This is a genomic window from Myxococcota bacterium, assembly GCA_039030075.1.
Lineage (GTDB): Bacteria > Myxococcota_A > UBA9160 > UBA9160 > SMWR01 > JAHEJV01.
On the sequence record JBCCEW010000038.1, the window covers coordinates 35398 to 44399 of the forward strand.

The window sequence follows — 9002 nt, forward strand, 5'->3', positions numbered from 1 at the left end:
CCTTCGGACCGGTTTGACGCCGCCTCCCGCATCAGAGATGATGCGTTCTCTCGCGGGATGTGGCAAGGCAAGCTTCCTTGATGAATTCGATTGTTCCGGCGCGACAGCTGCGCCCTGATGTACCCCGGTCCTGGGCCGTCTTTCTCGCGAGCCTGTTGCTGATTTCAGCGACGGCCTCGTCGCCCATCGCCGCTGAGGAGGATGAGCGGGACGCGACGATCCTCTTGGCGCAGGCCGATGCGTCGGTCGATGACGAGGTCGAAGACGATGATTCGTCCGGGCCGCCCGAAGGCGTGCAGATCATGCGCGTGCGGGGCCGCGGTATCGACGCCATCGAGACCGAGGTCCCCTCTTCGCTGACCCAGTTCAACGCGGCGGACATCGAAGCGCTCGGCGCGCAGAACATCTCGGATCTCTCTCGGGTCACGCCGAACGTCAACATCATCCAGCCCGGCGCCACCCAGTCGATCTTCTTCATCCGCGGCGTCGGCCTGTCGGACTTCAGCGCGAACGCGACCGGCGCGGTCGCGGTGTTCCAGGACCGCGTCGCCATCAATGCGGCGGCGATCCAGACCGGTCAGCTCTACGACATCGGCGACATCCAGGCACTGCGAGGCCCACAGGGTACGGGCGCATACCGCAACGCCTCGGCGGGCGCGATCGCGGTGACCTCGCGGCGCCCGACGGGTTCCTACGCGGCGAACCTGCGCGCCACCTTCGGTCGCCGTGCCGCGGACGGCGGCAAGGGGGCACTTCACGCCTTCCTGCAGGACTACGAAGGCGCGATCGAGATGCCGATCGTCGAGGACTGGTTCTCCGGGCGGTTCGCCTTCCGCCTGCGCGATTCGGACCCGTACAAGACGAACGGTTGCGGCAATGCGCCTCCCTTCGGTTCGCGCCTGGCGCGGAACCCTCCCGCGGTTCTCCCAGCAGATGCTTCGATCTGCGGCGAGCTCTCCCAGGACCTGATTCCGAATCCGAACCCGGGCGCGGGAGTGCTTGGCATCTCCTTGATTCCTGTGGGCCTCAACCGCCGCGTCCAGTTCGAGCACAACTGGGCTGCGCGGGGGACATGGGCCATCACGCCGCCGGAGATGGAGACGAAGATCTTCTTCAACCTCCACGGCAGCCGGCTCAACCAGGACAACGTCTACGGCCAGGCGATCGGGTTCGGGCGTATTCAGGGCTTCCCAGGCGGCGACCGCGTGTTCGGTGGCATCACGGATGACGGCTATCAGGATCGCGACCTGATTCCCCAGATCGAAGCCGTCTGCGATCGCAACGCCGCGCTCGCCTGTCAGAACCCCTTCGCCCAGGCGCTGCTCGAGACCAGCCTGACCCAGCGGCCCCTCGACGCCCGTCCGTTCCGCGGCGACTACAACCGCGACGGGCGCGTGACCCGAGATGCCTATGGCGGGTTCTTCGAGATCGAGAGCAAGATCGCCGACCTCGATGTGAGCCTGCTGACCTCGTGGGATCAGTACCGACGTTTCACCCGCGGCGACAACGACTTTACGCCCGAGATCTTCTTCGAGATCGACGAAGACGACAAAGCCTGGCAGACCTATCAAGAGGTGAAGGTCGGCGGTGAGCTCGCGCGCGAGCCCTTCGAGTGGGAGATCGGCGGCTTCTATCTCCAGGAAAGCCTCGACGTGCTGGCCAACACCGCCGCAGGGATCGACGCCGGGACCATCCGCGACTACAGCCAGCGCATCTGGAGCACGGGCGTCTGGGGAAGCTTCGCGTGGGACTTCCTGGACGAGCTGACCCTCGAGGGCGGCGTGCGCTTCAACTACGAGCGCAAGACCTTCCGCTTCGACCGGTCCCTGGCCTTCGGCGGCGGCATCCGTCCCCAGGACGCGATCGACCAGGAAGAGGTCTGGCAGACGCCGACTGGCAAGATTCAGCTTCGCTACCACCTCTACGAGAACGCCAGCATCTACGCCCAGTACAACCGGGGCTTCAAGGCGGGCCACTTCAACGCGTTGAATACCGGCGAAACCCAGGACCCGGCGGAAGACGAGTTCGTCGACGCCTGGGAAGTCGGTTTCAGCGGGCGCTTCCTCGATCAGCGTCTCCAGATGTCAGGCGCCTTCTTCTACTACCGGTACCAGGACTACCAGCTCTTCCTCTTCTCGAACGCCGCGAACGGCGGACCGGTCCTCGAGATCGTCAACGCGAGTCAGGCCGAGAACTTCGGCGCCGAGCTCGAGATGCGCTTGAAGCCGCTCGAAGGTTGGGCGCCGCGCATCATCGAAGGGCTCGAGATCACGGGCAACGCGAGCTGGCTGCACGGCGAGTTCATCGACTTCCAGATCCAGCGCGAGGCGCGGTTGGCCGGTTTCGTGGTTTCGTTCGTGCAGGACTTCTCGGGCGATCAGCTGCAGAACGCGCCCGAGTGGAAGGTGTCCGGCAACGCGAGCTGGGAATTCGACCTGGGGAAGTACGGCTACCTGATTCCCTTCTATCAGTTCAGCTACCAGGACGACATCTTCTACGGCGTCAACGAGGGTGAGGGCAATATCGACTTCGACGGCACCAGCCTGTTGCCGCGTCACGCCATCGGTCAGAAAGCGTTTTGGCTGCACGACCTGCGACTCACCTACCGCACGCCCGGCGGCTCGATCGAAGTGGCCGGCTGGGTGCGCAACGTGACCGACGAGGTCTACAAGAACTTCGCCTTCGACGCGAGCGTCGTGTCCCGCGTGATCATCAACTTCGTGGGCGAGCCGCGTACGATCGGCGTCGACGTCACCGTCAACTTCTAGCCCGCTCTCGCGGCGGTCCGATCGGCGGGGCTAGGGCAGCGAGTACCCGAGCGCTCGCAGCTGGTTGAGTTGAATCTCGTCGAGCTCGAGAGTCGGCGCGTCGTCCTTCCAGGGCGGCTCGCGCTCGAGATAGCGCTCGGCTTCGTCGCGGAGGCGCGCCGTCACTTCCGGGTTCTCTTCCGCCACGTTCTGGAGCTCGCGGCGGTCCTGGTCGGCGTCGAAGAGCTCCTCCACGGTATTGCCCTTCGGACCCCGCACCATCACGTAGCGGAAGCCCTTCTCCGAAACGGACACCGTGGGCGAGATCGTGTCGACGCGTTGGCCCCAGGTCTGGTCGAGGTGGGCGACCGCGACGGTCTCGTCGGCGGGCGGCGTCTCCGAGCGCAGCTCGGCGAGCATCTCGGGCACGCGCGACCGACCGTCCGTGTCTTCCAGGGCGGGCAGCCCGAGCATGTCGAGGATCGTCGGCCAGATGTCGACGTTCTCGGTGCGCTGCTTCACGACCAGGCCCGGCTGGAGGCGGAAGGGGAGGCCGAAGATCAAGGGCACCTCGGTGGTCTCGGGGTACACGGTACGCGCGTGTCCCTCGAAGCCGCGCTCGCCGAAGGCCTCACCGTGGTCGGAGCCGATCACGATCAGCGTCTTGTCCAGCTGTCCCGCCTCGTAGAGGTGCCCGAAGAGCTGGTCGAGGATGTAGTTCACCCGCAGGATCGAGTTGTCGTAGATGTCGGCATTGCCGGTACCGAACTTCGCCGAATCCGAGTCGTAGACGAACTCGTGGAGGTCCATGAGGTGCAGGTACAGGAACCAGCGCTCCCGCCCGTACGCCCGCAGGAACTCGACCGCGCCTTCGACGACGTCCACGTCGGTGCCGCCGTGGGTGACGGTGGGGTTCTCGCGGCGAACGTCGCTGGCCACGGGCTTGAAGTTGGGCCGGGTGTAGATCTCGAAGCCCTGGTCGAAGCCGAAGTAGCCTTCCACCCAGCCGTTGCGCCAGATGCCGGCCGTCCGGAAGCCGGCCTCGCGGAAGATCTCGGCGGGCATCTTCGCCTGCTCGGGAATGGTGTGGTCGAAGCGCGTGACACCGGCCCGGGTGGGGTGGTAGCCGGTCCACAGCGACGCCATCGAACACTTCGTCCAAGACGATTGCGAGAGGTGGCGATCGAAGCGGACGCCCTGGTACGCGATCGCGTCGAAGAAGGGCGAGGTCGGGCGGGTATAGCCATAGGTGCGCAGACGGTCGGCGCGCAGGGTGTCGACCAGGATGAAGAGGACGTTGACGTCGTCCCGCTCGCGCAGGGCCTCGAAGGCCTCGACGCCTCCGATCGGGCGCGGGTCCTCGGGAACGTCTTCGCCCCAGGGGTTCGCGAAGTAGAGCGCGAACGCGACGACTGCCGCGATCAACCAGGGGCCGGGCCCACGAACGAAACGACCAAGTGCGTTGGATTCCATGGACGCGCAATCTAGCGAAGCCCGAGCGCCGCGCGGCCCTCTGGCGCGCCGATTCGCGCGGTGCAGATCCCTGATTTTGGGGCGCTTTGAGGCCGAGGCGAGCGGGGAGGGCGGTTATACTCCGCGCCCGTGCCGTACCAACACCTGCTTCGAACTCGATGGATCCTTCTCCTGCTCGCCTGCGTGCTGGGCGTCGTCGCATGCGAGCCCGCCGACCCGCTGCCCGGCTTGATCGCGCGGCAGGAGCAGGGCGACTACGCGGGAACGATCGAGCCGCTGAGGGCGCTGCTCGAGGAGCGCCCCGACGATCCCGAGGTCCAGTACCACTACGGCATCTCCTTGCTCACCACCGGCCAGCAGTCGCTCGCCATCTGGCCCTTGCGTCGCTCGATGGAGAACGAGGCGTGGCTCAGCAAGGCGGCCCTGCCGCTGGCCGCCTCGTTCATCGGGACCGGGGCCTACGACGACGCGATCGAGACCACCAACCAGGTGCTCGAGGCCGAGCCCGACAATGTGAACGCACTGTTGGTGCGGGCCGACGCGCAGATCCGCTCGCGCCGCTTCTATGAAGAGGCGCTGGCCGACGTCGAGAAGATCCTCGAGATCGATCCGGACAACACCCTCGCCCTGGTTCCACGAGCGGTGGCCCTGCTGGCGCTCGAGCGCACCGAAGAGGCGGGCGACGCCCTGGCCGTGCTCGAGGAGTCCTACCGCGACGACAGCCTCGGTCTCCACGGCAACTCGGGGATGTGCGCGGCGCGGGCGACCTTTGCGAAAGAAAAAGGGGAGCTCGCGAAGGCCGACGAGATCTTTGCGGACTGCCTCGAGCGCTTTCCCTCCGATGGCATCGTGATCAAGGAAGCGAGCGCCTTCTACGACTCCCAGGGCCGCCCCGAGCGCACCCAGGAAGTGCTGGAAGAGGCACTCGAAGCCGATCCGAGCCTGATGGCGCTCCGCTCGAACCTGGCGATCCGCCTGCGCGCGGAGGGGAAGACCGACGAGGCGATCGAGCTGCTGCGCGAGGGCACGAACGTGCCGGTTCCCGACAAGGCGGCCGAGGCCTGGGCCGCGATCGCGGCCTTCCATGTGGAGCAGGAGGATTACGCCGCCGCGGTCTCGGACCTCGAGAACGCGCGCCGACTCGACCGCAGCGAGAACAAGACCCTCGAGCTCACCTACGCAGACGTGCTGGCGCTGGCGGGGCAATTCGACGAGGCCCTCCGCGTGGCCGACGGCTTCGACATTCCCGCGTACCAGTCGATGGTGCGGGGTCGGGTGGCGCTGGAGCGCGATCAGCCCGCCGAGGCCCTGCGGTACTACTACGAAGGGGTACGGCTCTGGCCCGACAACCCGATCGCTCGCTACTACGCCGCGATCGCCGCCGAGCGTGTCGGCGACTTCGCGCGGGCGGTCGAGGACTACCGCTACGCGATGCGGATCGACGCGAAGGCCACGGACGCTCACCTGCGGCTGGCGCGTCTGCATCGCGCTGCCGGGCGCTACGACCTGGCGCTGTCCGCGGTGGCGTTCCAGAGCGGCGGACGCGAGGCCGAGTTCGAGTCCGGCCTCTTCGAGCTCGAGACTCTCGGGCAGATGGGACGCCTCGAGAACCTGCCCCAGCTCGAGAAGCGACACGGCGAGAGCGAGCACTGGGGCGCGATGGTCGCCGCCCTCGCCGACGGCGTCGCGCAGACCGAGGGCCCCGAGGCCGCGATCGCACTGATCGAAGCCCGCGAAGACGTGCAGCTCGCTTCGCCGACCCACGTGGCCGCGCTGGATGCGCTGTCGCGCCACCTGATCGACGCGGGCAAGGCTGACGAGTCGCTGAAGCGGGTCGAGGCCGCACTGGCCGCGAACCCGGGCGATGCGCACCTGAAGGCGCTGCAGGGGCGCTCGCTGCGCGCGGCGGGGCGACCGGAGAGCGCGGTGCGCGAAGCCTTCGAGGCCGCGCTGGCGAGCGATTCCGAGGACGCGGTCGCGCTGCGCGGTCTGGCCGAGCTCGATGCGGCAGGCGGCAACGTCGAAGGCGCGATGGCGCGCTACGACGCGTTGATCGCGGCGCATCGCGATGATCTCGAGGCGCCGGTCGTCGCTGCGCGCTTGCTCGCAGAGGCGGGCCGCACCGAGGACGCCGAGGCAACCCTGAAGCGGTTGCTCGACAAGCACCCCTACGTCCACGAGGCCGCATCGCGGCTGGCGGCGCTGCGCGTGGCGCGCGGCGCGGAACCCACCAAGACCCTCGAACTCGCGCGTCGCGCGGTGTTCTTCGGCGGTGGCGCCGAAGCCGAGGCCTTCCTGGCGACGCTCGTCGAGGCCGAGCCGAGCGAGTCGCCCGAAGCGGGCTGACCGCGATCTAGGGCGTGTAGTCCGTCGGCGGCTTTTTGAAGCGGTCCTGGCGCAGCATGTAGCTGCGCTTGCGCACGCCTTCCGGCAGCTCGATCGTCTCCAGATGCGCGTGGGCGGCGTCGTAGTCCCGCTCGAGCCAGGCGCGGGCGATGATCGTCACCGTGCGCTCCCGCAGCGGCACGTCGCTGAAGGACTTCACGTACTCGATGGTGGTCGCCGGGTCGCGGCCGCTGATGGCCTTCGCATACACCGAGAGCGCGGGCTCGGCCCAGCGTTCGACCGGGCGCTCTTCGGCCCAGGCCAGTGCGGCCGTCACGTCGTTGCGAAACCAATCGCGGTAGGCCTCCATCACGCCATCGTCGCGATCCTTGCCGGCGGGCAGCGTTTCGAGCCAACCGAGCGCCGCCAGCGGATCCTGTCGCGCCCAGCGTGTTCCTACGCGGCGCGCGAGCCCGCTGGGGCGGGCATCGCCTTCAGTGATCCGCGGCGCCGCGAGCTTCGCTGCGTGTGCGGGATCGAGGACGGCAAGGGAGCTGTGCACGCGCGGAATCATGACGCGCCGGAAGCGCGGATCGGGTAGGGCGTCCGCCCAGGCAACGGCCTTCTCGCCGCCGAGTGCAGCGACGCGCCGTCGCGCCAGGACTTCGGCACGGGTCTGCTGGGTCACCTGATCCGTGAGGCCCTGGATGTGCTCCTCGAGCCCGGGCTGCCCCGACTCGTCCCAGCCGACCAGGGCGGCGGTGACGGCGTTGTCGCGCTGGACGTCGAAGCGCAGGGCCTCGGCGTGGCGGATGGCGGCTTCCGGATCTCGCTGGGCCCAGCTGCGGAACACCGCCGCCGACACGGCCCCGCTCATCGCCCGCCAGTCGGTCTGGGTCCATTGGAAGGCGGCTTCCGGATCAGCGGCCGCCCACCAGGCGGCCATGGCGACGACCTCCGGGTCGCCCGCTTCCAGGCTCGACCCGGCGTACGCCTCGAAGACCGCGTTGCGCTCGGCCACCGGCGTCTCGACCAGGAAGCTCGCGAAGCGGGCCTGTCGGCGGAGCGGGTCGGGCTCGGCGAGGAGCGCCGCGGCGCGGGCCGCCGGATCGCTCGGCAGAGCGTCGGCCGCGCGGGCTTCGGTCGGGTCTTCGGGTGCGCCGCAGGCGGTACAGAGGGCCAGCGCGGCGAGCGAAATCGAGAGAGAGAAGCGTCGCATGGGCGGCAGTCTACGCATGGGCGATCGATCGGCAATCGAATCGTTTCGCCTGAGGCGATATCGCGCCAACCCCGCAGCTTCAAAGCATTTCTGCGAGTTTCCCTGCGAAAAGAACGCGATTTCCCGAAATGGGAAGAGTTTTTCCCATCCCCAGCGATCGGTCATGTCAACATGCCCAAAAAACCGAGGGAATTCAGGTACATGAATTCCCTTGACCTTGGCATGGGGATTGCTGCCTAATAACCCCATCGGTTCGCGCGCTCCCTTCGAGGTTCGGAGGGGCATTCCAAATCCGAGGAGACAAAATGAGACTCAGTCGACTTGCGCTGATTGGCGTATCCGCCATCAGCCTGTTAGTTGCCGGCTCGGTCCAGGCGCAGACGTATATCATCAGCGCCAAGGCCGGTTCGGCGACGGGTGGCTTCATCGACTTGCCCGCAGTGGGCGCGTCGCCCTGCCCGTCGATCACCCAGGGCTTCCGCATCGGAACGATGGTTCCGCAGACGGCTACGCCGCCCATCACGGGCATGACGCCCGCCAACACCCAGAGCGCGATTGCGTTCCCGGGCGGCTGCATGCGCGGCAACCCGGCGGTGCAGACCGTGATGGCCACGGGCACGATGGCCGGCGCCCAGTTCACCGTGCCCACGAGCGTGATCAGCGCTCCGGCGACCATGGTGAACAACGTGCCGGTGCCGCTGGTGCCGAACCTCCAGCAGCTCGCCACGAGCTTCAACTTCGCGGGCCCGATGTCGGTGCCCTTCGAGGCCCAGAACCAGACGATGGCGACGGGCAACAACACGGGCGTGTGGCGCCGCATGCGCGCCGGCGCTTGGACGACCCAGACGGGTCGCGCCGGGTCCAACTTCACCTGGTGCATGGGTTCGCCGCCGAACCCGCTGTGCACGAACATCACGGGTGCGGGCGCGGCTTCGCCGGGCATCATCAAGAACACCGCGGGCGTGAACGCCTTCGGTGGCACGATGGGCCTGGTGCTGACGACGGGCACTAACACCTCGTCCCTCGCGGTGCTGGGCCTGCCCGGTCTGCCGGGCGGTGTTGGCCTGCAGGTGATCGTGGGCATGGGCTCGCGCGCAGCGGGTCGTGGCTATGCCGCGTACGACACGGACATGCTGGCTTCGGGTCCGATCTTCCTGATGTACACCCTGACCATGACGGGCCCGTTCGGCCTGGTGGGCATGGTGTCGACCCCGATCCCGAACATGCTGCCCGCGGGC

The 9002-nt window shown here is 67.7% G+C and carries 5 protein-coding genes; 3 read left to right on the forward strand and 2 right to left on the reverse strand.

The genetic code is table 11. The features are described 5' to 3' along the window. The first annotated feature begins 80 nt into the window (after window positions 1–80). A complete protein-coding gene (locus AAF430_25280; GenBank protein ID MEM7413570.1) occupies window positions 81–2768 on the forward strand; it encodes a TonB-dependent receptor in 2688 nt (895 codons plus the stop codon). 30 nt (window positions 2769–2798) lie between these two features. On the opposite strand, the gene AAF430_25285 is transcribed toward AAF430_25280, so the two are convergent. Next, the gene (locus AAF430_25285) at window positions 2799–4220 is read right to left on the reverse strand and encodes a sulfatase (protein ID MEM7413571.1); all 1422 of its coding nucleotides are present in this window, start codon (window positions 4218–4220) and stop codon (window positions 2799–2801) included. Between the two features lie 129 nt (window positions 4221–4349). On the opposite strand from AAF430_25285, the gene AAF430_25290 reads away from it, so the two are divergent. After that, entirely contained in the window at window positions 4350–6566 is a 2217-nt protein-coding gene (locus AAF430_25290; protein ID MEM7413572.1) for a tetratricopeptide repeat protein, read from the forward strand. 7 nt (window positions 6567–6573) lie between these two features. Here AAF430_25290 and AAF430_25295 read toward each other — a convergent pair whose 3' ends face one another. Next, window positions 6574–7764, reverse strand: a complete 1191-nt coding sequence (locus tag AAF430_25295; protein ID MEM7413573.1) for a hypothetical protein — start codon at window positions 7762–7764, stop codon at window positions 6574–6576. A gap of 305 nt (window positions 7765–8069) precedes the next feature. Here AAF430_25295 and AAF430_25300 point away from each other — a divergent pair. Beyond that, window positions 8070–9002: hypothetical protein (locus tag AAF430_25300; GenBank protein MEM7413574.1), on the forward strand; the 933-nt coding region annotated here is incomplete at its 3' end.